We start from the raw sequence: 26,346 nt of genomic DNA, 5'->3' as shown, positions 1-26,346 counted from the left end.
TGACCTCTTCAGGGAGGCTGGAGCCATGCCTGCACCAAGGAAGTACAGCGAGCCGACCAACCGCAATTACTCGCCGGTGGCGCGGTGCGCCGTGGCCCGTCGGATGAAGGTGCCGGGCCTTCGAGGAGCTGTCGCCGGCGATCACAAGAAGCCGCGTCCCACGACCCCTGCCGTCGACCACCGCCTCGAAGACGCGTTGAGCCGGGGCTTCTCCGCCGCGGCACCCAACACTCGCTGGGTCGCCGACATCACCTACGTCCCCACCTGGGTGGGGTTCGTGTACGTCGCGTTCGTGCTGGACCTGTACTCGCGGCGGATCGCCGGCTGGCGGGTCTCGTCCTCGCTACCCACCGACCTCGCGCTCGACGCCCTCGAGCAGGGCATCTGGACCCGCCAACAGCACGGGCACGACCTCACCGGGCTGATCCATCACTCGGACCGTGGAGTTCAACGCAGGTTCAAGGGTCGTCGCAACACTGCTTGAGTTCTGCTGGGAAAGTGGCGTGCTCATGGCCTCGGCGGGAGTGCGCCATCCCAGGATCTTGCGGGGGCGGTCGTTCAAGGCGGCGGCGACAGCCTCGAGGTCGTCGATTGGGGTGCCGGCACAGGTCGGTGCCTTTGGGGAAGTACTGGCGTAGCACCCCGTTGGTGTTCTCGTCGGTTCCGCGTTGCCACGGGGAGCGCGGGTCACAGAAGAAGACCTTGATGCCGGACTCCAGGGTGAGCTCGGCGTGCTGGGCCATCTCCGCGCCCTGGTCCCAGGTCAGCGTGCGCCGCAGGTGCACGGGCCAGCGCTGCATCGCCGTGGTGATGGCCTGACGGACCGCCTGGGCGCCGTGCCCGGCCACGGGAGGGCCGTTCTTGAAGCGCTGCGCGGTGGCGAACTCCTCCATCCGGGGCAGGTGCAGCAGCATCGTGTACCGGGTGGTCCGCTCCACCAGCGTCCCGATCGCCGACTTGTCCAACCCGATGATCAGATCCCCTTCCCAGTGCCCGGCCTGTTCACGGTCATCGACCTCCACGGGCCGGTTCCCGATCTTCACCTCCTCGGTGATGAAGTGCCTCCCTGCACGGCGGCGACGTGCCCGGGGCACGCGCAGGGCCCGGCCCGTTCGTAGGCACGCGGTCAGTTCCCGGGACAGGCCACCTCGGCCGTGGATGAGCAGCGCCTGATAGATGGCCTCGTGGCGATCCGCATGGTCGGGTCGTCGGGGAAGTCGATCTTGCACCGGTTCGCGATCTGCGTTGGGCTCCACGCCCTGGCGCACCGGCGATCCGCTCGACGTCCGTGGCGGCGTCCCTTCCACCGGACCGTCGGACCAGCAGCCAGGTTCCCGTCGGGGCGGGCGATGGCCCCGCTCAACCGATCCTGGACGTACTGCCGCAGCCGCTCGTTGCACGCCAGCTTGGACTCCTTGGGACGGGCCGAGGACCGTAGCGCTTTACCACTGGGCGGTGGACGCCTTGTACGCCACCGTGCCCGAACGAGTCCCGGCGTTACGGCGCAGCTCGCGCGAGATCGTCGACGGATCCCGACCGATCGCCCGAGCGATCGCGCGCACCCCCTCACCGGCGGCCTGCAGCAAGGAGATCTCCTCACGCTCGGCAAACGACAGGTAGCGGCCCGACACCGGGGACGAAGGCACGTTGCGCATGCCGCCACACTGGCGAAACCACCGCGTCCCCACCGCCGGCGACACACCGACAGCAGCCGCCGCCTCCTCAGTAGAGGCGCCGAGGCCGACCTCATCCCAGAAGGCCGCAAGAACCTCCCGACGCGCGACCCCTGGACGCCCCGGCGACCGCACCGACGGCCTCCCCGTGACCCGCTGCGACCATCCCTGTGAACGACCCATCCCACACCTCCCGATAGAGGTGGTGCGACGACCGATTGAATCCGCCTAATACCTCGCGATTCGCTACACCGAACGCCTCGAGGAGCTCGGGATCGTTGCCTCTGTCGGATCCAAGGGCGACTCGTATGACAGTGCCAGCGCCGAGGCCCTCAACCGGCTCTTCAAGACCGAAGTCATCCGCCACCTCGGGCCCTTGCGATCACTGGAGCACGTCGAGTTCGAAGTCCTCACATGGGTCTGGGCGGCGTGCGAGGAACTCGAATGGGGTCCCCTCTGGGGCGAAATGGAGCATGCCCTACCCGCCCATCCCCAAGCTGCCGCGCGCCGCCTGGGAAGAGTTCGGGCCTTTCTCGCGCACGACGTCGAGATCCGCCGGGCGTTGCTCTGCACGAACGCGATCAAGTGCCTCAACGCCCGCTACCGCAGGGCGGTCGGGGCCTGGGGCCACATCCCGACCGAGCAGCCCTCCCTGAAGACGCTGTACCTGGTCGCCCGCGGGATGGACCCCAAGGGCACCGGGCAGGCACGCTGGACCATGAGGTGAAAGCCCGGCCCTGAACGCGTTCGCCGTCACCCCTCGCCGACCGTCGAGAACCTCTAACAAGATGAACGCCAGAACACCGTTGGTCGGACAGTCCCCAGAGATCAGCCTGTACCCCTGGGGAACTGGACGTGCCGTGAGCTTTGCTCTTGTATGTTCCTGCTATGAGGAACGTTTCGCAGTCAGGCATGCACAGGATCGTTGATGGCGCAGTAAGGCAACTTGCTGAGACTCAAACTCGCGTCGCTGACCCTCTTGGCGATCGCGCAGGCTGGCATGGACGGTTCGAGTCTGGCCGAATTGGCGCACCTGGAACTGCCATCCCGATGACCTTTCTGCGAGAGGTTGGACAGATCGCAGAGTTCAATCAGAACGAACTCGTGAACTCACTGCTAAGGGCCCGGCACGCACAGGCGGGCTGGCATGTGCTCGCCGTTTCCAATGCACCGAGCGTGGAGGGAACCGCTCCAGCCTTGATGGCCCTTCGATACTGTGATCATTCAGGCAGTCTCCAAGCCGTTCTTGAGGCCGAGTCTTGGCTGGCCGCCCAGCAACACCAATCTGGCGGCTGGGGGTCTGACAAGACTAATCAACCCAGGACCTACACGACGGCACTCGCACTCAGAGCACTCGCAGGATCCACAAACGTTTCGGCAGAGACGGTCGCCAAAGGGGCGCTCTGGCTGAAACAGTCCAAGCGGCAAGACGGTTCTTGGGGTGAAACACCCGACAAGGATGGGGGCCTGGCACATACTGCAATGGCCGTTCGTGCACTTTTTGTGGTCGAAGGCCCCAACTCCCATTCGGCTCAAGAGGGCGTCAAATATATCGAAGAGAACTGGAGGCCCGGGCGGGAGGGAATACGGCATGAGAGTTACGACTTCCACATCGGCGACCCGTATCATCGGATCACCAATATCTTTGACACAGAAGCCGAGATTGTGCTCGCTCTCACAGAGGGCGGGACCCTACGGCTACCTCACAAGGTCTTAAGTGTCGCCTCACGATGGGAGAGCGAGGCCTCCCAAAGCTGGTGGACGCGGTCCGACAACGGGAACTCGATGTCCTGCCTATGGACCTTGGTTCCGAGAGCTCAGGCCGCCGCAAGAATCGAGCGCTGGATCGGCACTGGACGGAAGGCGACCTGGAGCCAACGGGCCATCGCCACCTACACCGGGTCGATCACAAGCCTGTGGCTGTTGGCTCTGTCCTCATTGCGACCCGGCAGGCAGTGGAAGAGGCGCCTAATACAGGTTGCGTGTTTCGGATGGATCCTCACCTTCATTCTCCTTTGGCGCCAAGGCAGCATAGACCTACCTCAGACGGTCCTGAGTGTCATCCTGCCGATCCTTCTGCTGGCCATTCAAATTGACTCGTCGCCAGAACGAGGGGACTGAAGGAGAAGATTTTGAGCGTCAACGCAAGAGTTCAATTTGCTCAAAAGGCGATGATATTCCGCGGTCGCCACGAGGTGTTGTTGGTAGAGCGCCTTGACGATTCGGGTGGCACCCTAAGGTGGGAACTTCCCGGCGGTCGACTACAGGAAGGCGAAACTCTTGATGAGGCGTTCAGTCGTGAAATTCTGGAAGAGGTTGGCATAAACGCCATCTCAGGAAAACCTGTACATGTCTGGGCCTTCAGTACCGATGACGGAGAAAGTGTATTGGCTTTGGCGCGAGATGCCATCCAGTGGCATGGGCAATTGTCTCTAAGATACCGGGACGCATCTGAGAGGCTCGGTGAAAATCGATGGTTCCAGATCAGCGCACTTCCTGAATCAATAGACGAGAACTCGCGTGTCGCGATTGCGCGTTCGATGGCCCTTATTCCGAGAGGTGAGAAGGAGCAGAAATTCTCTGAATGTGTCCTATGTCAAGTACTAGATGAGAGCCCTGACGCGCCGATACGAACCTCTATGGATCAAGCCCAGCTACCCTCTGAGGTTCTTTGTGAGAGTGCCTTCTATGTTGCGGTCAGCGACGTCGCCCCCTTGACCCCCGGCCACTTGCTAATTGTGTCACGAGAGCATACGAAGGGACTGTTTTCTGGGCCCCGATCCCACTTAGTGGACCTAGAGGGAATCCTCGAATATTGCAGTGCAAGGCTTCAAGCCATTTATGGAAAGCGAGCGATTGCGTTTGAGCACGGCGCATGTGTCTCCGACCAAGGGTGCGGGATCAGCCATGCGCATCTGCACGTGCTGCCACTCGAGGCATCCCTGATGGGTTTGGCGGAGGATCTCAGCGGCTGGCGTGAATACGACAGCCTCGAATCTGCCAGCGACGCGGTACCTCCCGGAACGGACTACCTCTTAATTGTAGAGGGTCGCGTCAACGTGCGACTCGGCTCCGCTCCGTCTCAGGTTCTGCGGCGGAGAATCTCGGGCTTCTTGGGCACGGAGTTCTGGAACTGGAGCGACACTGTCCTTCTTGGAAGGATTCCCACCGATTCTATAACTGCCCTCCACGCCTCTTGGAAGTTGGGGCATCGCCATGGTGGTCGAGAATGAGCATCAAGAGAAGTGTCCCACAGGTGCTGCTTATGGGCGATTTGGTGCTAGATAGTTCCTTTCTTGTCGATGGTCCACGGATAGTCAGTTGGCCGCGGGACCACAGTCTCAGTTTCGCTTCAACGCGGAAGGATCATGCGGGCGGCACGGCCTTAGCTGCTGCGGTGGCTGCCCTTGAAGTGCCGAATGTTCGGCCCATTCCCTTTAGTGCAGTTGGAGATGATCTAGCGGGGCAGAGGATTGTCGGCTCTTCCCAATCGAGGGTGTAGGGCCTGACTTCGCCGTGGTCGGCGCGTCGGTGCGGGGATAGGCGTCGAGGCCTTCGCAGGATGGAAGTTCTGACGCTGCCCACCTGGAAGACCTCGACGTGCCTGACGCTACCTTCACCAGCCCTGACCTGACCACGTTCGCCCGCCTTGACGAGCTCGGCCTCGAGGCGGTGGGGCAGCGGGTGGAGCGTGACCGTGCGGTGATCGCGTGCCGGGTGGTCGAGCCTGATCAGTGGTGCCGGCGGTGTGGGTGCGAGGGCGCACCGCGGGACACGGTTACCAGGGTGTTGGCGCACGAACCGTTCGGGTGGCGCCCGACCACGCTGGTGGTGACGGTCCGTCGGTACCGGTGTGCGCACTGCGGCCACGTGTGGCGCCAAGACACCACCGCCGCGGCGGAGCCGCGGGCGAAGTTGTCACGTCAGGGGCTGCGGTGGGCACTGGAGGCGATCGTGCTCAAACACCTCACGGTGGCGCGGGTCGCCGAAGGACTCGCGGTCGCGTGGAACACCGCCAACAACGCCGTCCTGGCCGAGGGCAAACGGGCCCTGATCGACGACCCGGGACGCTTCGACGGCGTCACCGCGATCGGCGTCGACGAGCACGTGTGGCGCCACACCCGCACGGGCGACAAGTACGTCACCGTGATCATCGACCTCACCGGGATCCGTGACGGCACCGGTCCAGCCCGGCTGCTCGACATGGTCGAGGGCCGCTCCAAGGCGGCGTTCAAGACCTGGCTCGCGCACCGCCCCCAAGCGTGGCGTGACGCTGTGGAGGTGGTCGCGATGGACGGGTTCACCGGGTTCAAGACCGCCACCGCCGAGGAACTACCCGACGCGGTCACCGTCATGGATCCCTTTCACGTCGTGCGCTTGGCCGGGGACGCCCTGGACACCTGCCGGCGCCGCGTCCAACAAGACCTGCACGGCCACCGCGGCCGCAAGAGCGACCCGCTCTACCGGGCCCGGCGGACCCTGCACACCGGCGCTGACCTGCTCACCGACACACAGGCCGAGCGGCTCACCGCCCTGTTCACGCCAGACGAGCACGTGCAGGTCGAGGCGACCTGGGGCATCTACCAGAGAATGATCGCCGCCTACCGGCACGAAGACCGCGCGACAGGACGTGAGCTGATGGTCAAGCTCATCGACTCCGTCAGCACCGGCGTCCCCACCGCGCTGGTCGAGGTCACCAAACTCGGCCGGACCCTGAAGACCCGAGCCGCTGATGTCCTGGCCTACTTCGACCGCCCCGGCACCAGCAACGGACCCACCGAAGCCATCAACGGTCGCCTCGAGCACCTACGCGGATCAGCCCTCGGGTTCCGCAACCTCACCAACTACATCGCCAGATGCCTCCTCGAATCCGGCGGCTTCAGACCCCAACTCCTACACCCTCGATTGGGATGAGCCGGATTGTCGAGGAACTTGCTCACCTGGGGATTTCTACGGAGTTGGTCTGGACGGTAGAGGATCGAGAGACATTAACTTCGGTCATGATCTATTTCATGCAAGGGGGGGAGCGGCTGTTGCTGCGCCCAAAGGCAGCTGGCGCCGTAGGCTCGACTGATGAACTAATTGCCTCCGCGTGCGAACGAATTGGTGGCGGTGAAGTCCGCGCCGTTTTGTTGTCCGGATATTGGCTGGGGCTCGACCGCCCGACATGTAGGAAGGCCAGTCAAGCCATCTACCGGGAGGCGCGGCGATCTGGTGCATTCTTCATGGTTGACCTGGTGCCCCACGCATTCTTTGAGCAGGTTGGGGATTTCGATTTCGTGGAATCTGCAATCGGCGGGAAGCCGGACCTGGTGATCTCTGAGTATGAAACGCTGCAGGCATCCTTCGCGCTCCCAGAAGTGTGTACTCTCGAAAACCTTGCGGAAGCGGCACGCCGTGTGTCAGCCGAATTTGTTGGGGTTTTAGTGCAGGGTCGAATCGGTTTGAACCAGTATGGCCAGGCGCTTTCTTATGCTGGTGATTATGTGACGTCCGTGACTGGTTTCTCTGACGAGAACCGATGGGGCCTAGGTGATCGCATGGCTTTTGAGATCCTCGTTAATCGAGGGATTTTGTAGCGTACAACCCAAAGGGCCGTTCAGGGTCTTGACTTCCCCGTGTGGCGCCTGCGGGGCTGGACGCTCAAGAGGGTGCCGGGTGGGCGTGCAGTAGGCGCTGGGACGTAGCCCCAAGTGGGCGCAAGCACGCACGCCACTGACGCGGCGGGGTATGAGTCCCGTGGAGGGGCTTAGGGGTAGCGGTGTGGCTCTGAAGTGAGTGGGGTCATCGGCGAGATTCTTGGTGTGTACGGCCAAGCACTCACCGAAGGAGATCTCACCGATGGCCTCGTCTCAGTCTGCCCCGTCGCAGTTGTTGGAGGTGTTCCGCGCTGGGACCTGCGCCCCGACCGAGCCTCCCCGAACGGCCGATGTTCCTACCCCCCGACTCGTGCCACCGGGGTGTGTCACTGACCCGACTCGTGCCACCGGGGTGTGTCACTGAGCGCGGAGGTCGAGTGCGTCGAGGATCGTTTCTGCCGTTGGGGTGAGCGGGTCGTGGGCGAGGTGTTCATGGCCGGCGATGCGGACGGTGACGTGTTGCAGCGGCCGCAGGGTGTTGACGATCTTCTTGATGCTCATCCCCGTGGTGTCCTGCAGGTAGCGGGCGACGGCCAGCGCGGCGAACACGATGGTGAGGTGGGCCTCGATCGCGTCGCGGGTGTGGTGGAAGATCGGGCGGGCGCGTAGGTCGCTCTTGCTCATCCGGAACGACGCTTCGACGTGCCACAGCTCGTGGTAGCTGGCGATGACTTCACCGGCGGGCATCAGCGTCGCGGGGATGTTCGTGACGTAACCCTTGAGCCCGACCACGCGACGCGCTCTGGCCAGTGAGGTCTCGTCCAGGCTGCGTGAGCCGTTCTTGACGGTCACGAACCGCGGGGTGCGGGCGGCCTTCTCCCCGGCGATCACGGCTTTGGCGCGGTTCTCCTGCAGGGTCAGGGTCTTGGCGTCCCTGGCGGCGCGTTTGGCCGAGTACGACCACACCGCCCGCCACGAGCGTTCGTGCACGGCCGGGTCCCACACCGGCTCGGCCCGTTTCTGCTCGTCGTTGACACCGCGGGCGGTGGTGGTGGCCACCCGTGGGGTGATCGTGTCGATGACCTGACCGTCGGTGAACGCGTCCCCGTGCCAGCGAAAGTGCGAGGCCAGGTCAGCCGGGGCCTTGGTGGCCCGGGAGCCGACGATGAACCGCAGCCCCGCCTCGTGCAGGTCCTTGAGGTTGCCCGCGGACAGCATCCCCGCATCAGCGACCACGACCATGGCCTGAATGCTGTGCCGCTCCTGGAACTGGCGGATGATCGGGAGCATCGTGGTCGTCTCAGCCTTGTTGCCCTCCCAGCAGCCGATCTCCAACGGGAACCCGACCCGGTCCACCAGCAGCCCGACAATGATCTGCGGGTCCACGCGGCGTTCCTTGGAGTAGCCGACCTTGCGCAGCTCGTCCTCGTGTTCGGCCTCGAAGTACAACGTGGTCACGTCGTACAGGCACAGCGAGACGTCCCCGCTGGTGGAGGCGTGGGCGAAGCACGCGGACGCGACCGTGTCGCGGTAGCCGCGCTCCTGGGCGCGGGCCAGGGAGCGGAACATCGTGCGCAGCGACCCGTGCACCACCCCGAGCTCGTCGAGCACCCGCAGCGAGTCGGCCTTGCTCGTGGGCTCCACGATACGGGCGAGCACCAGCTGCTTGAACGCCTCGTCGCCCACCACGTCGAACCCCAGCCGCGCGTACACGCTCGACAGGACCTGCCAGAGCACCACGGACCGCTTGCCCGTGATCACTCCGGGCCGCTGCGGCAGGCCTTCCTGCTCCAGGCCCACCCCGTCCAGGTCGAACGCTTCCTGCCCGGGCCGCAGTCGTCGACGGGCCTCAGCCATCAGCACCGCCAACTCGCCCTCGCTGCGGGCCGTGCCCACGTGCTCAAGGACGACATCCCGGCCGGCACGACGCTCCGCGATTTGAACCTTGGTGCTCCCAGTGCGACCCGGGGACTTCCGCACGAACACCACGAGCCCGACACTACCGACCCCGGGGTGTGTCATCCCGACCACGACCGAGGCCCTGACCAGCACCTTTGCCGCTAGCGTCGCGCCCTATCCGTCAAGTGGCACGAGTCGGGCCGAACGGCCGATGTTCCTACCCGACGAATCCGAACGTTGTCGTGGCCCGCACACCTCATGCATCCGCGGCGGGCACCCCAGTCGTTGTGACGACTCATTCACCGGCTGAACACTCCAGCGATGTGGCCCCCAAGAGGCGTCCCGCATGCGTAGGGAAGTAGGGACACCAACCAGGAGGCGACGATGGAACGCAAGCTCAGGAAGCAGGCCAAACGGCAAGCGGCACGCCGCGCCATGCTCGACGGCATCCCCGCGAACCGGCAGGATCCTCGCCGTCGACCCGCGGAGCAGGTACCCACCACGAATCCCAAGTTCGAGCGCCGGCTGCCGCGAGCCCCGGGGGGCACGGTGGAGTGCGGCTGGTGCGGCGCAACGGTCACCGTGCCCAGCCGCGGCCGGATCCCCAAGTGGTGTTCCGTCACTTGCCGTCACCGCGCGTGGGAGCAGCGCCGGGCCGCAGACTCAGGACGTGCAGCCATCGAGGTCGTCGACCGACCGGTGGAGGTCGTGCGGACGATCACGAAGGTGCAGAGGGTCATCGTCGAGGCGCCCATCGCTGTCGCACCGCAGACGGTGGATGAATGGGCTGGCATTCTCGCGGAGCTCAGCGACCGGCTCGACCGCGGCCGCATCTACGACCGGGACGTTCCGGCCCTCCGGCCAGCCGTCGCCGCCCTGGTCGAGGCCTTCAACCGGCGCTGGACCTGACGGACGTCCCAACGCCAAGCGACTGGCACACACTGCGCGGCATAGGACGCAGGTGGACTGCGCTCATTCATGGGGACCGCTGTTGTTGCGAGGTCCCGCTGCGGCTCACGTTCTCTCGATGCGACCTGGGCTTCGAAGTCGGTTCTCGCGACGGATGGTCCTCACCATCGATGGGCCTCGTAAGGGGTGCTCTGACACATCTGGCCCACTTCATGCGTGACCAGCTGAACACCTACGAGGCGCTCTGCGCAGAGCTCGGCGCCACACCAACCCATGTGGCCCTGGCCCGGGTACTCAGCAACCCCGTGACTCCGCCGCCATCGTCGGTCCCGCAAGCATCGGCCAGCTCGACGCCCTCAACCCCACCCTCGAACCAGCAACAATACAAGCGCTCGACGAGATCTTTCCCGGACCAGGAGCAGCCCCACGGACCTACGCCTGGTGACGCCGCCGCGAGCGCCCAGTTCGCCCGAGCGCGCCGCAGTCAGCGGTTCGGGCTACTACCCCCGGGCGCCAATACAAGGAAACAGGAGTCAATGTGAAGGAAGGGCACGTCCTTCATAGATCCCGATAGCTGAGTCCAGAATCGCAACCGCCTCGTGCAGCATCATTGCGACGTTGCTGAGGTCCCCCTCCGAGCGGAAGTGGTAGGTGTCGGGACCGACCTTCAATCGAATGTTGGAACTCAGGACCTGGGTCGCCCAGAAGCGAGCATGGGCCATCCCAGAACAGAGGCGCCACATGGTCACAACTCCTTCGCGCCTCGTTCCTGCGACGGCCTCGGTCAACATCGTGGTCATGGGCACGCGGGCTGGCTTTGACATGCCCGGGTTGCGGTCGAGCACAGGCTGTACGCGACTTCGGCCTTGCGCCCGCATAAGTTCCCGATCCTCGTCTGAAGGGACTGCGACTGCCGCATCGAACGCGTCCTGTTGCGCCAACACAACGCTGCGAGCCACCCGAGTCATCCGATCTGCGGGACGTAGCAGCCAAAGGGCGGTGAGTGAAGCCTCGAGGGCGCCGCGCAGGAGTGTGTAGTCGGCGTAGATGTGCAGATGTCCGGTGATCTGTTCCGGGGCTTCTTGATTGGGTGCCAAAAGGATGCGCACGGCGGTGAGGTGGTCAATCGCCACTAAAAAGAGACGTTGAGCCGTGTGCGAGACCTGAACTGGCGACGACGCTTCGTCGTCCAAGTAGAGACTCGAGCCGGGTTGCACTTTCCAAGGCTCTCGTCGCTTGTCCACCGGAGTTTGCAGCTGGTCAATCCGACGAAATGTAGACGGCAGAAGCGCCACCATTGCCTGGCGTCCTGCGTCACGACGCGACTCGATCACGCGGTCAAGTCTATGGAGCCCACCCACGCTAGGCGTGCGCGAGCATTCAATCGTCGTCATCCAAGAACAGCGAGGCGGATGTGCGGTGGCGGTCTGATCGAGCGTCCACGCGCGCGTACAAGAGCTCCAACTGACCGTCTAGGTCCTGCTCTTCGCGGAAAGGCTCGCCCTCGGTGAGCACTTGCGTGATGATCGTGTCGAACGCGGACTGGCCGGGAGGGCTGAAGCGGAGTCGTACCCGTGCGTGCATGCCTGTACCGATGCGGTCTAGGACCGCGACGGCATTGGGCCGCACGCTTCTGTAGGTGCCGGCTTCCCCAGTTTCCTTCCACTCGATCTTGCCTGCGAGGGTCTGGGCGACAGTGCGTCGAACCAAGTCCAACTGCTCATTCAGGGGAAGATCATTTGACATCCTTGTCCACCAATCTGTTGTCGCCTGCCACGATCATGGCCTCGGCCTCGTCGGCATATGGTTCTAAGACGGATCGGAGCACGTGCCGGTTGTAGGTCCGCCAAGAGCCCGCTTCGTCCAATGCACTTCGAGCCACCAGCATTTCGGCCCGGACGTCCTCCAAGGCATGCATGAAGGGAGTCGCGGCGTGGCCTGTCTCGCCCTTGAGTAGTCCGTGGATCCTGTGGGCAGCCGTCAGCCACGCGCCGAGGTGGAACCTATACGCTGTTCGATTGGTCGTTTGCTCGGCGCTGATCCGACGGCCGACCTCGAGCGATTCCTCCAGTGCCCGCCTAAGCCTCGATCCACCGATGGGCAGGGTGGTAGTGGGCTGAGGAGGCGTGTCGGGACATGAGAATGCCCCTGTGTGGCAACAGAATTGGAGTTCTTCACGCTTCAGTTCGTCACACACGCAAGGGGCATCTCGTAGGTGAAACTCTCTCACACCCTCCCAGCGACCTCGGCGGTCTTCGACGACCCGAATCTTGTGTCGGCCGCCGGGTTGGTTCCGGTCTTGGCCCTGGCTGATCGGGCGGGGCTGCGACGCCTTGCGGATGAGCATCTGAGCGTGCCGGGTGACAAGGGCGCCAACGCCGGGTTGAAGGTCGCCTCGCTGGTCGCGGGGATGGTCGCTGGCGCCGACAGCATCGATGACATGGCGCTGCTGCGGCACGGTGGGATGGGCCGGGTCTTCGCCCGGGCGTACGCGCCGTCGACGTTGGGGTCGTTCCTGCGCTCGTTCACGTTCGGTCACGTCCGCCAGCTCGACGCGCTCGCCTCGAGGTTCCTCACACGCCTGGCAGCTCAAGGCGAGCGAGCCGCGCAGGTCGTCGGCGACGGCACCGGTGGCCGGGTGTTGGTCGATATCGACGACACGATCATTCAGGTGCACGGCCACGCCAAACAGGGTGCCGGGTTCGGCTACTCCGGGGTCCGCGGGCTGAACGCGTTGCTGGCCACGGTCACCACCACTGGGTCGGCACCGGTGGTCGTGGCGCAGCGGCTGCGGAAAGGGTCGTGCGGGTCCCCGCGCGGAGCCAAACGGTTGGTCGCTGACGCGCTCAAGACCGTGCGCACGTTGCACCCCGGTCAGGGCAAGCCGTTGCTGCGGGCGGACTCGGCGTTCTACGGGGCGCCCACCGTCGGTGCCGCGGTTCGCGCCGGGGCGCAGGTGTCGGTCACCGTACGCCTGGACCCCAAGGTCAAGGCCGCGATCACCACCATCAGCGAACACGCGTGGACCCCGATCGAGTACACCGACGCCGTCTTCGACGAGGTCAGCGGCACCTGGGTGTCGCGGGCTGAGGTCGCCGAGGTGCCCTTCACCGCGTTCTCCTCCAAGAAGGCGGCCGATCAGGTTCCCGGGCGCCTGGTGGTGCGCCGCATCCCCGACGTCAACGCCGAGAAGAAGAAGGCAACCGGGCAGGGCACCCTGTTCGACACCTGGCGCTTCCACGCCTTCTTCACCACCACCGACCCCACCGACCTGGACACCGTCGCCGCGGATAAGACCCACCGCGGACACGCGATCATCGAGCAGGTCCACGCCGACCTCAAGAACTCCGCCCTGGCGCACCTGCCCTCAGGCAAGTTCACCGCCAACGCCGCCTGGCTCGTGCTGGCCGTCATCGCGTTCAACCTCACCCGCACCGCAGCCACCATCGCCAGCGCCGACCTCGCCAGAGCCACCACCGCCACCATCCGCCGCAAGCTGATCACCGTCCCCGCCCGGGTGGCGTCCTCGGCCCGACGGGTCACCCTGCACCTACCGACCGCCTGGCCCTGGCAGGAAGCGTGGACCCGCCTGTTCACCCAGAACTGCGGCCCACCAGAACCGGTCAATCCCTGACCACCCAGCCGCCCCGGCCCGACCGAACAACCGACGTGGAACACCCTGACAGCCAGGTCAGGACAACAGCCACGCCCTCAAGCCGGAGCCGCGGCCCAAAGCGAAATCAGCTCACCCCACCCAGGACGTCGGTGGATCGAGGCTAAGGTCGGACGTTCTCAGAACTGTGGTGGTCCCTTCGGCAGCCGATCGGGCCGCCTCGGCCGCCCGACGGGTCCTGAGCAGCTGCCACACAGCGATCATCAAGCCGATCAGCGTAGCTACGCCTCCGGCGATGCTGATAACTCTGTCGGTGGTCCACCACGTGGCGAAACCATCGAGCAGCTCTGCCGAACTCAGCATGAGAGTAATCATGACGACCCCGCACCCCAGGCGGAAGGCCCGACTCGTGCCACCGGGGTACGTCACTGAGCGCTGAGGTCGAGGGCGTCGAGGATCGATTCCGCGGCGGGGGTGAGCGGGTCGTGGGCGAGGTGTTCGTGGCCGGCGATGCGGACGGTGACTTGTTGCAGCGGTCGCAGCGTGTTGACGATCTTCTTGATGCTCATCCCGGTGGCGTCTTGCAGGTAGCGGGCGACGGCCAACGCGGCGAACACGATCGTGAGGTGGGCCTCGATCGCGTCGCGGGTGTGGTGGAAGATCGGCCGGGCTCGCAGGTCGCTCTTGCTCATCCGGAACGACGCTTCGACGTGCCACAGCTCGTGGTAGCTGGCGATGACTTCACCGGCGGGCATCAGCGTCGCGGGGATGTTCGTGACGTACCCCTTGAGCCCGACCACGCGACGCGCCCGCGCCAGCGAGGTCTCGTCCAAGCTGCGTGAGCCGTTCTTGACCGTCACGAACCTCGGCGTGCGGGCAGCCTTCTCCCCGGCGATCACAGCCTTGGCCCGGTTCTCCTGCAACGTCAACGTCTTGGCGTCCCTGGCGGCGCGTTTGGCCGAGTACGCCCACACCGCTCGCCACGACCGCTCGTGCACGCCCGGGTCCCACACCGGCTCCGCCCGCTTCTTCTCGTCGTTGACGCCGCGTGCGGTGGTGGTGGCCACCCGCGGGGTGATGGTGTCGATGACCTGCCCGTCGGTGAATGCGTCGCCGTGCCAGCGAAAGTGCGAGGCCAGGTCGGCCGGGGCCTTGGTGACCCTGGAGCCGACGATGAACCGCAGCCCGGCCTCGTGCAGGTCTTTGAGGTTGCCCGCGGACAGCATCCCCGCGTCGGCGACCACGACCATGGCCTCGATGCTGTGCCGGGCCTGGAACTGGCGGATGATCGGGAGCATCGTCGCCGTCTCGGCCTTGTTGCCCTCCCAGCAGCCGATCTCCAACGGGAACCCGGCCCGGTCCACCAGCAGCCCGACGATGATCTGCGGGTCCACCCTGCGTTCCTTGGAGTAGCCGACCTTGCGCAGCTCGTCCTCGTGCTCGGCCTCGAAGTACAACGTGGTCACGTCGTAAAGGCACAAGGAGACGTCCCCGCTGGTGGAGGCGTGCTCGAAGCACGCAGACGCGACCTGGGATCGATAGTCCTCAACCCCAGCGCGCTTCAGGCAGCGGAACATCGTGCGTAGCGACCCGTGCCCCACCCCGAGCTCGTCGAGCACCCGCAGCGAGTCCGCCTTGCTCGTCGGCTCCACGATCCGGGCCAGCACCAGCTGCTCGAACGCGGCATCACCGATGGTGTCGAACCCCAACCGCGCGTACACGGCCGTAAGGACCTGCCACAGCACCGCGGACCGCTTCCCGGTGATCACCCCAGCCCGCCCCGGCACGGGCTCGTCATCGATCCCCAGGTCGAGCACCTCCTGCCCAGGGCGCAACCGCCGGTTCGCCTCGGCCATCAGCACAGCCAACTCAACCTCCGAGCGAGCCGTCCCGACATGCTCGACGATGTGGTTCCGCCCGCCGCGACGCTCGGCGATCTGCACCTTCGTGGCGCCAGAACGGCCAGCCGACTTCCGGATGAACACCACACAGCCGACCCTACCCACCCCGGGGTACGTCAAATCGCTCCCGCCCACGCCCCTGACCAGCACAAACACCAACAGAATCGACGATCAACCCTCAAGTGGCACGAGTCAGGGCCTCGGCCGCCCGACGGGTCCTGAGCAGCTGCCACACAGCGATCATCAAGCCGATCAGCGTAGCTACGCCTCCGGCGATGCTGATACCTCTGTCGGTGGTCCACCACGTGGCGAAACCATCGAGCAGCTCTGCCGAACTCAGCATGAGAGTAATCATGACGACCCCGCACCCCAGGCGGAAGGGGAAACGGACCCGCTATATGCATCCAGCACAAGTGGTGGCCGTTGCCCACGTGGAGTGCACAGGCGTCGCCGCCCCGCTCTGCAGTTTGGCTCCGGGCAGGAGCGAAGTCTTTCCGTGGCGCTGCCCGTTGCGCCTCTAGGTTGGCCCTGCCTCGGCGGAAAGGCATTCCATTATGGTCGCTGGGGGAGGCTTGTCAGCTCCCGAGCAGCAGCGCGAGCTGCTCGCTTCTGCCTAGTCGCGCACGGCCCCTTCGATTGCTCGATCGACTCCGTAGACGCCGAGTTCGAGCAGGCGATCAAGGATGTCAAGTAGCGCCGTGATGCGCCCTCGGTCGCGAGTCTGCGCCAACCCACGGACCACCAGATCCGAGATGTAGTGAGCATCCCCCGCAGCACCAGTCCTGATGTCGGCCACGTCTTCACCATGGACGTTCAGAAAGCGGTGTGCGGCAAGGTCCACGAGATCGTCGACCTTGCCGGGCGCTTCCTGCAGCGTGATGAGCAGTTGCGGGGTCGCGTGCACGTAGCTTGGTGACTCGATCAAGTCGGCCAAGAACTCGGCGTAAGGGCGCAGGTCGGCTCCACGCAGGTGACCGGCCAGAGTGCCAACTTTCTTCCGAACCTCATCGTCCTCGTCATGCATCAGGCGGCGCAGAGTCGAGAGCACGAGTTCTGAATCAGCGGATCGATCGACTCTCGCGGCGCAGACCTCAGCCAGACCGCCTCGAACTTGAACATCGCTGGTCACGGCGCGGTCCATTAGGGCTGAACGCCCCCATTGCAGCGCGGCGAAAGCCGCCATCCGACCCCCTGCCCTCCGAACCTCGGCATCTGTCGAGCTGAGCATGCGATCGATAACCGGATCGACTACTTCTGGATCGGCGTTGCCGATGTACATCATCAGGTCATCCAACCTATCCGAGGCAAGCAGGAGATCGTCGGCGTCGATGAGGCGTTCGAAGGCCGCGTATGCCCTTGGCCGTGCATGCCGTAGGCAGGCAGCGACGGTGTGGGCAACGCACGCGCGGACACTAAGTACCGGATCGCTCGCCAGCTCCACGAGATGCGGTGCCACGAGTTCCGTGCGCATTCCATCAGGATCATGGACCAGGAGATCGCCGAGCGACTCGGCCAAGCTCCCTCGCGAGGTGTTGTAGCCGTTCTGGAACAAGTCACGTCCGGGTTGGTGGTCGTCTCGGCGTTGGAAGACAGGCAAGTTGTCGACAGGGTCAGGAGCGTGCAGCGCCCGGTCGAGGACCAGCTCAACGATGTCCAAAGGTGCCTCGTCAGAGACGTGACGGACCGCCCAGCCAAGCCAGCGGTCACAGTCGTCGAGGCCGAGGCTCATGACATGACGGATGGCGTCGAAGACGGCGTGCTGCGCTTCCTCCGGGATAGACGCTTCTCCGAAGCCCCCCAAGATCGCGCCGGGATAGACCTCGTTGGTCTCGGGCGTCAACTCCATGGCCAATACAGCGAACCTGAGCGGATCCTCGGCCGTTCGCGCCTTTAGCTGCTGCGCCAACTCGCGAGCACCGCCTACCTCGCTGCCGAAGTCGCGGTCGTCGTTGTCGTGTTTTGCCATGGCCTGCAGCCACTGCGCGTTGCTCATCTTGCTTGTGGCTGGGCCACCAATCGGCGACCCGACCGTGTAGGTGATGATGCCGGTTGGTGGCTCAGGCAAATCGCGGTCGAACTTGCGTTGGTACTCCTGTAGCCGTCGAACTCCCAACGGTGTTAACCGCCCGGCATCGAGCGCTGAGAGGAACTTGAAGGCGGTGTAGCCGAACGACCGAAGCCTATGGTGGAGGTCGGAAGATTGGTATGTCGCGGGAAGGTCGCGAAAGAGCTCTTCGAGTTGCAGGTGGACCTCATCGCTGACAATCGGTGCGATAGCCTCGACGACCTCGCGCGAAAGCCAGTGCGAGTCGGATAGGTAGCCCGCTTTCAGGCGGTTGCCGCCTTGGAGAATCAGTTCAGCTGCCCACGGAGCAAAGGTCACGGCCCCAGCAATCAAGGCGCGATACAACAACGACTGCGCCGCTTCGTGTTCGTTATCGGCCAGGAGTTGCAACATCGACTCGATGGATTCCGGCGACGTCTGTGCCCATTTTCCGAGAGCGTCCGCCGCGCCGTCGTACATCGCGTCATCGACGTCGGAGTGCCTTGGCTCAATTCGAAGCCTCAGGCTGAAGTGCCGGTCACGAAGAAGATCCTGCTCGTGGCGGTCGTAGTGCGTCGCGTCCATGACTGCCAGCAGATGTGGCACGAACGCCTCGGCGAACGCTCGCGGCTCGGCTTTGCACGCTGCCTCGATCATCTGAGTGGCGCCGTACTCATGAATGCCGAGAAGGGCTACTTTGCCATCGCTACCGAGCACCAGAGCGGACGGACTCTCGACAAAGCAGGCCTTGAGCATCTCGATTGCCCAGAGTGGCTGGTGTTCCGCAAGTTCGTGTGCCGAGAGCCAGACGTTCCGATCGGCTGGGTTGATCTCGCCGGCACGGATCGCATCTAGCAACAGCTCGAACAGCCGCCGGTGGTGGTGCAGGTCGACGCGCTGCGTCACCCAACGGAGCCACGTCACGTAGTCGGGTGACTGGTTCCGCGCCGTCAAGAGGCCAGCCACCTCAGCGCCATACTTGGCGCCAGCGTTGCCCATCCAGTTGACGCACCGATCGCGTAGTGCGGCGTCTTCGCTGTCGAGCCACCCTTCCAGGTCGCCATGAGCGTAGAACGCTCCGAACCAGGTAGGGCGTGCGAGCTGCAGCCACAGCTGTTTCGTGAGCGTGGATTCCGTCTCGGCAAGGTGCAGCACAAGTTCGACATCCTCGAGCTTCGCATCACTGACGTTCGCGAAGACGGCGACCACCGTCTCCTTGATGTGAAACCGAACATCTGCGCTGCTTAGGACCGCCTCGATCTCCGAGCGGAACCGATCCGGATCCCGCTCACGGAGAAGCTCAAGGATCTGCCGTACCTGCGCGCGCCGGAATAGTTCCTGCTCCTGAGCACTGAGGAATTCGACCATCGACTGCTGTCGTGACAGCCACTGGCGGGCGAATGTGAAGTCGAAGAACGTCTCGTGGAAAAAGGAGACCCGGTCGTCCTCGATCGCGATGACCTGCTCGGAAGCAAGGACACGCGCATGTTTAGTGAAGTCGCCAGGACCGAGGATCTCGACGGGGACGGACAACGTCTGGTTGTCGCTCGCAGTGTTGGCGATACGGGCCAACACGTCGTTGAACAACGTACCGGGGCGTCGCTCCTCAGAGGTCTGTTCTTTGCGCTGCCAGAAGGCTTCGAAGAGGGAGCCTCGGGAAGTGAAGTTCAGGGCACCTGGCTGGCTCGCGATCGTCTCCAGTAGGACGAGGTTGAGCGGTGACCTGAGCAATGCTCGTTGCGGAGCAGTGAGCAAGTCCGGATCGAGACCCATGGCTGATACAGCGTCCGCCACTGATTCAACAGGTAGCGGCTCCACGGTCAGTCGCTCGACATCGTTTCGCGCATCAAGTTTGCGGATGCGATGATCGTTCTCGACGTCGAACAGTCGGCAGGCCAAGATTACGTACACCCCGTCAACCGCCGTCGCTTCTTGAATGAGATCGGCAATGACGTCGTAGCGCTCCGAGAGGCGCCCGGAAGCTAGCGACACGGCGTCGAGTTGGTCGATGATCAGGAAGGCTTCGCGGCCGTCTGCCGCCAGTCGCAGCGCCGCGACCGGCGAGGTTGGGAGGCCAAGCTGGATGCCCAGTTCGATGGTCGAACTGAAGGCGCCACGACGGTCGAGTCGGAAGGCCAGCACCTCAGCGCCCTGTGCCTCGAACTCGCCCGCCGCCTGGTAGAGAACCGAACTCTTTCCACCACCGCCAGCCCCAACGACAAGGGCAAGGCGGGTCGTAGCCATGAGGTCGACGAGGTCTGCAGCCTCCTGCCTTTCGATCGACGGCGAGAGCAGTTCGCGCTCGATCGTGCCGCGCCAGCTCTGGGTCGTAGCGACCACCTGCTCATGAGACGTTCGCCGTGCCAGGGAGTCGCGCGGTTTGATGCCGTCGCGAGCGAGAGCGTCGAGCAACTCGCGTCGCGTCATACGCGTGCGCAGGTTGTCGAGCAGCACTGCACCTATAGCAATTGCCACGAGTTCGCCAGTCGCTCCCTCCAAGCTAACTTCGGCGAGCATGGCGTTGGTCATGACCAACTGCTCTTCAACTTCAATCTCGATCCACATACCGCGCAGGGTCTGCCAGGCAGACTCAGAGCCTCCGAAGACATTCGCCGCGGTTAGCTCATCGAAGGTTGGCCTCAACTCGCGCGTGAGCAGATGAGCAACGAACTGTTGTTCGTCCGCCGATTGCCGTGACAGGGCAGCCAAGACGCGAAGCGCCCCGCTCGGAGTCATAGAACTGAAGTGGAAATTACGCCCAGCGGCAACGTGGCGAGCAGCTGCCGCTAGGACTCCGCGACCTCGGAGGGCTGCGATCGTCCAGTGATCGGTGATGTTGTTCTGGCGCTTCACCTGGGTCACCGAGATCTCGCCGTGCTCGTTGACGTAGGTGAACTCCGAGCCGTCAGCCAGCTCAGGGTCGATCTCTTCGAGTGTGAGACTACGACGCTCGTCCTGGATGCAGAGCAGAGCGTGACGGATGGCCCAGGCCAACTCGTATCTGTTCCCTAGCTTGTCTGCTACACCACCAGTGGAGCCGGCCATTCGGGTCGGCGCCGGATGCTTTGGTGTGGAAGTTGTCTCGCTGCTCGACTGTTCGGCCTTCACGCTCTTCCCTTCAGATGGATAGGGACAGGGGCGCTGGTCATAGCAACAGGCTAGTTTCGCTCGGCGACATTCGCCGCCGAGAACCGTCAGCGCCGCGCGTCAACTGGGGCAAGGACGCACGCCCCTGACGCGGCGGGACATTCGCCCTTCTCTTGAGCGGGTGCGCGTCGAGTCGAAGTCGAGCCCTCCCGTCAAGTGACCGGGTGGGCCCGGGGGCAGCCCCGTAGATGGCTAGTGGCTCTCGCGGGCGGCCATCGCGGAGAGGGCGGCGGCGATCTCCTTGTCCCGTCCCTGGGCCGCGTGCTGGTATCGCAAGGCCGCGGAGACGGAACTGTGGCCAAGACGCTGCTGGAGCTCGGCGAGGGTCGCCCCCGCCCGCGCCGCCATCGTCGCGCCGGTGTGCCGCAGGTCGTGCACCCGCAAGTCCGGGCGACCGGCAGCCTCGCGCGCCATGCGCCAGTTCCGGTGCAGCGTCGACGGCTGCAGGTGCGACACCCCGTCGCGCCCCGGGAAGAGCAACGCGTCCGGGCTCGCAGCCGTCATCGTCTCGAGGTGATGGGCAACCGCAGGGACCACGTGTGGCGGGATGGACACCACCCTCGTCCCTGCTGCCGACTTCGGTGTCCCCACGATGGGCTGGCCACCAACCCACGACACCGCCCGGACGACCCTCACTGTCTCAGCCGCGACGTCGACGTCCTTGCGCCGCAGCTCGAGGACCTCCCCGCTACGCAGCGCGCACCACGCGCACAGCAGCACCAGGGCACGGTGGCGGCTCGGGATGGCCTCGACGATCACCGCCAGCTCATCGATGGAGGCCGGGCGGATCTCCCTGGCCCGAGGCGTGTTCGCCGCGCCCCGGATACGACACGGGTTGCTGTCGATCACCTCGTCGGCGACGGCCGTGTTCATGACCGCCTTGAGCAGCGCATAGCTACGAGCCCGGACAGTCGGCTTGTCGGCCGGCAGCTGCGACCACCAGGTACGCACGACGCTGGGCGTGATCGTGTCGATGATCTGCGGACCGAGCACGGGGCTGAGGTAGCTGCGCATCAGGTGCTCGTAGCCCTCCCGGGTGCGGGGCTTGAGGTCACGCTCTCGCAACCACTGGGCCGCGTAGGCATCGAAGGTCAGCGGTGCCACCTTGGGCACCTTCACCGGCGGCTGCCACTCCCCCGCCATCACCTCCCCACGACGTCGCCCGAGCCAGCCCTCGGCATCCCCCTTGGTCTCGAACGTCTGCGGAGCGGGCCGCCGGACCAGGTCCGGGCCCACGAAACTTGCCTGCCAGCGCCCCGAAGGCAGCTTCCGAAGGCTCCCGAACCCCCTCCGGGACTTGCCCGCAGTCACCTCGACGCACCTGTCTGATGCCGCTGGCGTGCAACATACGTGCAACAACGGTGGCAATTTCTGTCCATCTGCGTCCACTCCTGTCCCCGTGGCGACGACACTGTCGCCACCTCAATAGCAGCACAGGACAGGGGTTTTCGGCAAGACCGACGTTGAGCTGGCGAAGGGACTCGAACCCTCAACCCCCTGTTTACAAGACAGGTGCGCTACCAATTGCGCCACGCCAGCACGCCCACCCCGCCACAGCGGACCGGACAGCCCCGGAGTCTACGGCCCACACCGGCCACCGCGAGAACGGCGTCAGCCGGCGTCGCTGCCCTTCGGCCGCTCGCCGCGCACCGAGGTGTCCCACCGTGACGTGAGGATCTCGCCGAAGACCGTGCCCGTCGCGATCGCGAGCAGCACGGCCCCGGCCGACAGCAGGGTCGTCAGGCCTGACTGGATCGTCAGCGACCCCGCTGACGCCCCGCCGACGGCCACCAGCTCGTACAGGCCGCGGAAGATCGTCAGACCCGGAAGCAGCGCGAACGAGGCCGGCACGATGATGACCATCGACGGCACCCGCAGTCCTGCCGCCACGACCCGCCCGACGGCACCGAGGGCGATGGCCGCGAACCCGGTGGCCGTGATGACCCCGAACTCCAGGGAGCGCTGCAGGATCGCCCCGATCGTGGCGGCACCCACCGAGAGCAGCCCGGTCGGCAGGATGAGTCGCGCCCGACTCTGCACGGTCACCGCGGCGCTGAGCCCGACGAACAGGGCGCCGAGCAGAGCAGTGACGAGCGCGCCCTGATCCGTGCGCAGTTCGAGCACCGTCGGCGAGACGAACTGGGTGTCGAGCACGGTCGTGATCCACAGCATGACCTTCAGGCCGGCGCCGATGCCGATGATCAGCCCCATGAGCGCGACCAGCACAGACAGCAACCGCCCCGCCCCGGTGAGCGGGAACCCGAACAGCACGTCCTCGATTGCCGCGGCCATCGTTCGCCCGGGCAGCATGGCGACGATGCCGCCCGCGACGATGAACGCGAAGTCCTGCTCCCCGAGCGGGGACCCGACGAGCGTCGCCACGGCATACGCCAGGCCTGCCAACACCGTGGCCACGAGCGCGTTGATCGCGTTGCCGTAGAACTCGGGCAGGTCGAACCCGGAGTGCACCCGGTTCACCCCCGTCACGACGAGCACGACGAGCACCGTGATGACGGCGGCCGCCGGGCTGGCACCGATCATCACCGCGACGGACGACGCCAGCACCGCGCTGGCCACGGATACCGCTGTGACGGAGAAGCGCCGCGGGGTGCGCTTGATCTCGCGCAGCAGACGATCGGCATCCCGGGAGTCGATCGACCCGTCCGCGAGGCCCTCGACGAGTTCGTGCACGGCGGCCAGACGCGCGTAGTCGTGCCGGGTGCGCCGCACGACGCGCAGCAGGGTGTGCGGTCGCCCGCTCGAGCTGCTGGCCTGGACGAGCAGGGACTGCAGGGTGATGTCCACCTCGATCACGTCGACACCCGCTGAGGCCGCGACCGCCGCGACGCTGCCGACGACCTGCGGGGCACCTGCACCACAGCGCAGCATGAGCTCACCGACCCGCGCGGCGAGGTCGAGCGCGCGCCTGACCTGTGCGTCCTCGGCCGCCTCGCCGGGGACGCGGATGTCGCGATACGGCGTCCCGCGCAGCAGGTCGTTCATCGGCATGGGTTCGGTCGGCTCCTCGCCCACCATGAAGCCACCGCGCCGCCAGCCCGGGACCCTGGCCGGATGCCGTTTCGGGGGCGTCGTCATCGCGTCACCGTCGTCGTGGCGGGACTCACGGCGCCGGAACCGTCGTGTCGACCCACGAGGGTGCCGTGGTGCGTGGCCACCAGGTCGCGCCGTCACCCGTCACGGTCACGGCGAGGATGCCGGCCGCGGCCACGAGCAGGAGCGCCGCCAGGACCTGACGCATCGTCTCACCGGGAGAGATGCCGCGCACGATGCTGCGGCTGCCCCGCCGGAGGCTGGCGCCGCCCGGACCCCACCACGCGGTGAGCCCCGCGAAGATGCCGGCCGCCACCAGGGGGATGGTCTGGCCCGTGCTGACATCGGCCCCGCTCGCGATCCCGAGCACGAGCGCGGTTGCGAACAGGGCGCACAGCCCCACGAACAGCGGGAGCACCGCGGTGAGCAGGGCGCCGATCGTGCCGACGACCAGGTGCCACGGGCTGCTCGCGACGGCCACGGCGACGTCGCTGCTGCGGGCTCCACGTTCGTGACGGCGCATGACGAGGGAGGTCACCGACCGGTCGGCCGTGCGCGCGAGGGCGATCCAGCCGAGCAGGGCCATCGCGGCCACCACCGGGGCGGCCGCCGACAGCGACCCGAGCAGCGCCAGCAGGGCGAGCAGCGTGCCCGCCCGGCTCGGTCGGCCGATGCGGGGGTCCGCGTAGGGACCAAGACCCTGACGAGCGGCATCCCAGTCCGACTCCGACTCCGGGACGGGGCCAGCCACCTGCCCCGGCACCGGGGCGGGCGCGGGGAGGTGCTGGTGGTAGCCGGGCGGCGGTTGCACCGGCGCGGGCGCGGACGCCCACTGCGGCGGTGGCGGCACGAGCGCGGGCGCAGCGGGAGGTGCAACCGGAGGTCCAGCAGGCGCGCGCGCAGCGGGAGGTGCAACCGGAGGTCCAGTCGGCGCGACCGCAACCGCAGGTGCCGCCGGGGGTGCTGGCTGCATGACGCTGGTCGGCACGACGGCGAGCACCTGCGTCGGTGGGCGCACGCGGCGCACCTCGATGGCCGCCGTCGCCGGGGCGCCGTGGGCGTAGCTCTCGAGCGCCGCGACGACCTCGTGGTGGTGCGGGCGCTGGGCCGGGTCGGGCGCGAGCGCCGCGTAGAGCAGGGGTTCGATGCGTGGGTCGACCGCGAGCAGGTCGGGCTCGCCCTGGGCGACCCGGGCGAGCACGGCGCTCATGGCCCCGCGACCGAAGGGCGGCACCCCGCCCGCGGCGAACGCGGTCGTCGCGGCCCACCCCCACCAGTCGGTCGCCGGCGTGACGTCCTGACCGCTGATGACCTCCGGGGCGAGGTAACCGGGGGTGCCCATGACCAACCCGGCCATCGTGAGCCGGACGTCGTCGGCGACGTGGGCGATGCCGAAGTCGATGAGCACGGGTTCGCCGTCGACGAGCAGGACGTTGGCCGGCTTGACGTCGCGGTGGATGACGCCCGCGCCGTGGATGGCGTCCAGCGCCTCGGCGAGGCCGTGGGCGACGCGGTACAGCTCGGCCGGTGGCAACAGCCCTCGCTCGGCGACCTGTTCGTCCAGCGAGGGCCCGGGGACGTAGCGCGTCACGATGTAGGGCCGCGGGCCCTCGACGTCGGCGTCGATGATCGGGGCGACGAACGGGCTGCTCACCCGGCTCAGGGAGTTGACCTCGCGAGCGAGGCGGGTGCGCGCATCCGGGTCGAGGGCGATGTGCGGTCGCAGCACCTTGAGGGCGACCGCCCGACCGTGGCGGTCCAGGGCGAGGTGCACCACGCCCATCCCGCCCTCACCGATGCGCTGGACAAGCCGGTACTGCCCGAGGCGCGTGTGTTCGCGGGGTTCCTCGAGCTCTTCGGCATCGTCGGGCACGGGGCCGTCGGCGATCGCGTCGGCGGTCATGGGGACCACGGTAGGCGCTCAGTCTGGGTCTGCGCTGGATGCGCGACCCGGCGCCCCTGCGGCGTCAGGACTGGATGTACGTGCGCAGCTGGTCGCGCTCGGCCTGGAGGTCATCGATCCGGTTCTTCACGACGTCGCCGATGCTGACGATGGCGACGAGCTTGCCGTCCGAGAGCACCGGCACGTGGCGGAACCGCTTCTCGGTCATCGCCGACTCGAGGTCGTCGAGGCTGTCCTCGGGCACGCAGGTGTGCACCTCGGCCGTCATGATCTGGTGCACCGGGGTCTCGAGCAGCGCCGCGCCGTCGGTGTGCAGGTGGCGCACGATGTCGCGCTCGCTGACGATGCCGTGCACCGTCTCTCCGTCGTCACTGACGACCACGGCACCGATTCGGTGCTCCGAGAGCAGCGCCAGCAACTCGGTCACGGAGGCGTCCGAACGCACCGTGACGACGTCTCCACCCTTGAGCCTGACCACGTCCGAGATCCTCATGAGCCGACGATAGGTGCGCGCGGGGGCGGCGCGCCAGTGGTTGACCGTGTGATGGACCACTGATTCCGAAGTGGTGACTCCCGCGAGACCGGACGCGCACAGCGCAACCACGTGAACGGCATCCGGCACGTGAA

Annotated in this window: 17 protein-coding genes, 1 tRNA gene and 3 pseudogenes; 9 read left to right on the top strand and 12 right to left on the bottom strand. The window is 65.9% G+C overall.

Annotated elements, in window-relative coordinates; genetic code table 11:
- Positions 1-25: 25 nt before the first annotated feature.
- Complete coding sequence (locus C8E84_RS13985) at positions 26-484, top strand: DDE-type integrase/transposase/recombinase (RefSeq protein ID WP_159903043.1); 459 nt, start codon at positions 26-28, stop codon at positions 482-484.
- Here C8E84_RS13985 and C8E84_RS13980 read toward each other — a convergent pair.
- A pseudogene (locus tag C8E84_RS13980) lies at positions 464-1,856 on the bottom strand (IS30 family transposase); the annotation flags it as partial. The gene C8E84_RS13985 and the pseudogene C8E84_RS13980 overlap by 21 nt on opposite strands.
- Positions 1,857-1,905: 49 nt before the next feature.
- Between C8E84_RS13980 and C8E84_RS18195 the strand changes: the two are divergent.
- From C8E84_RS18195 to C8E84_RS13955, 6 genes and pseudogenes are all read left to right on the top strand, one after another.
- Positions 1,906-2,094 (top strand): annotated as a pseudogene (locus C8E84_RS18195) (IS3 family transposase); the annotation flags it as partial.
- An 82-nt stretch (positions 2,095-2,176) separates the two neighbouring features.
- Positions 2,177-2,431, top strand: a pseudogene (locus C8E84_RS13975) (transposase); the annotation flags it as partial.
- 130 nt (positions 2,432-2,561) lie between these two features.
- Positions 2,562-3,794, top strand: coding sequence for a prenyltransferase/squalene oxidase repeat-containing protein (locus tag C8E84_RS18585; RefSeq protein WP_425495958.1), 1,233 nt, complete (start codon positions 2,562-2,564; stop codon positions 3,792-3,794).
- An 11-nt stretch (positions 3,795-3,805) separates the two neighbouring features.
- Entirely contained in the window at positions 3,806-4,906 is a 1,101-nt protein-coding gene (locus C8E84_RS13965; protein WP_159903039.1) for an NUDIX domain-containing protein, read from the top strand.
- Between the two features lie 367 nt (positions 4,907-5,273).
- Positions 5,274-6,587 carry an ISL3 family transposase gene (locus C8E84_RS13960; protein WP_159903037.1) on the top strand — a complete coding sequence of 438 codons (1,314 nt, stop codon included), beginning with the start codon at positions 5,274-5,276 and terminating at the stop codon, positions 6,585-6,587.
- Positions 6,584-7,252, top strand: a complete 669-nt coding sequence (locus C8E84_RS13955; protein WP_159903035.1) for a hypothetical protein — start codon at positions 6,584-6,586, stop codon at positions 7,250-7,252. Before C8E84_RS13960 ends, C8E84_RS13955 begins: the two co-directional genes overlap by 4 nt.
- Before the next feature lie 417 nt (positions 7,253-7,669).
- Here the strand turns inward: C8E84_RS13955 and C8E84_RS13950 are convergent, their stop codons facing one another.
- A complete protein-coding gene (locus C8E84_RS13950) occupies positions 7,670-9,241 on the bottom strand; it encodes an IS1634 family transposase (protein ID WP_159903033.1) in 1,572 nt (523 codons plus the stop codon).
- 294 nt (positions 9,242-9,535) lie between these two features.
- Here C8E84_RS13950 and C8E84_RS13945 point away from each other — a divergent pair, with 294 nt between their 5' ends.
- The gene (locus C8E84_RS13945) at positions 9,536-10,060 is read left to right on the top strand and encodes a hypothetical protein (protein ID WP_159903031.1); all 525 of its coding nucleotides are present in this window, start codon (positions 9,536-9,538) and stop codon (positions 10,058-10,060) included.
- Positions 10,061-10,593: 533 nt separating this feature from the next.
- On the opposite strand, the gene C8E84_RS13940 is transcribed toward C8E84_RS13945, so the two are convergent.
- Genes C8E84_RS13940 through C8E84_RS13930 form a run of 3 tightly spaced genes read right to left on the bottom strand, consistent with a single transcriptional unit; the run spans position 10,594 to position 12,257 of the window.
- Positions 10,594-11,394, bottom strand: a complete 801-nt coding sequence (locus tag C8E84_RS13940; protein ID WP_159903029.1) for a hypothetical protein — start codon at positions 11,392-11,394, stop codon at positions 10,594-10,596.
- A 46-nt stretch (positions 11,395-11,440) separates the two neighbouring features.
- A complete protein-coding gene (locus tag C8E84_RS13935; protein WP_159903027.1) occupies positions 11,441-11,806 on the bottom strand; it encodes a hypothetical protein in 366 nt (121 codons plus the stop codon).
- Positions 11,796-12,257, bottom strand: coding sequence for a hypothetical protein (locus C8E84_RS13930; RefSeq protein WP_159903025.1), 462 nt, complete (start codon positions 12,255-12,257; stop codon positions 11,796-11,798). The genes C8E84_RS13935 and C8E84_RS13930 overlap by 11 nt, the downstream gene beginning before the upstream one ends.
- An 18-nt stretch (positions 12,258-12,275) precedes the next feature.
- On the opposite strand from C8E84_RS13930, the gene C8E84_RS13925 reads away from it, so the two are divergent.
- Complete coding sequence (locus tag C8E84_RS13925) at positions 12,276-13,694, top strand: IS1380 family transposase (RefSeq protein WP_159903023.1); 1,419 nt, start codon at positions 12,276-12,278, stop codon at positions 13,692-13,694.
- 404 nt (positions 13,695-14,098) lie between these two features.
- Here C8E84_RS13925 and C8E84_RS13920 read toward each other — a convergent pair whose 3' ends face one another.
- From C8E84_RS13920 to C8E84_RS13890, 7 genes are all read right to left on the bottom strand, one after another.
- Positions 14,099-15,661, bottom strand: a complete 1,563-nt coding sequence (locus C8E84_RS13920; protein ID WP_159903022.1) for an IS1634 family transposase — start codon at positions 15,659-15,661, stop codon at positions 14,099-14,101.
- A 526-nt stretch (positions 15,662-16,187) separates the two neighbouring features.
- Complete coding sequence (locus C8E84_RS13915; protein WP_246196951.1) at positions 16,188-20,726, bottom strand: hypothetical protein; 4,539 nt, start codon at positions 20,724-20,726, stop codon at positions 16,188-16,190.
- Positions 20,727-20,957: 231 nt separating this feature from the next.
- The gene (locus C8E84_RS13910; protein WP_159903020.1) at positions 20,958-22,076 is read right to left on the bottom strand and encodes a tyrosine-type recombinase/integrase; all 1,119 of its coding nucleotides are present in this window, start codon (positions 22,074-22,076) and stop codon (positions 20,958-20,960) included.
- 155 nt (positions 22,077-22,231) lie between these two features.
- Positions 22,232-22,304 (bottom strand) — tRNA-Thr (locus tag C8E84_RS13905).
- A gap of 72 nt (positions 22,305-22,376) precedes the next feature.
- Positions 22,377-23,861 (bottom strand): threonine/serine exporter family protein, encoded by a 1,485-nt coding sequence (locus C8E84_RS13900; protein ID WP_159903018.1) that lies wholly within the window; start codon positions 23,859-23,861, stop codon positions 22,377-22,379.
- 25 nt (positions 23,862-23,886) lie between these two features.
- The gene (locus C8E84_RS13895; RefSeq protein WP_159903016.1) at positions 23,887-25,719 is read right to left on the bottom strand and encodes a serine/threonine-protein kinase; all 1,833 of its coding nucleotides are present in this window, start codon (positions 25,717-25,719) and stop codon (positions 23,887-23,889) included.
- A gap of 64 nt (positions 25,720-25,783) precedes the next feature.
- Positions 25,784-26,212, bottom strand: a complete 429-nt coding sequence (locus C8E84_RS13890; RefSeq protein ID WP_159903014.1) for a CBS domain-containing protein — start codon at positions 26,210-26,212, stop codon at positions 25,784-25,786.
- Positions 26,213-26,346 lie beyond the last annotated feature (134 nt).

This window comes from Ornithinibacter aureus, assembly GCF_009858245.1.
Lineage (GTDB): Bacteria > Actinomycetota > Actinomycetes > Actinomycetales > Dermatophilaceae > Fodinibacter > Fodinibacter aureus.
Note: the sequence above shows the minus strand (reverse complement) of the source record. Positions and strands in the feature narration are given on the sequence as shown.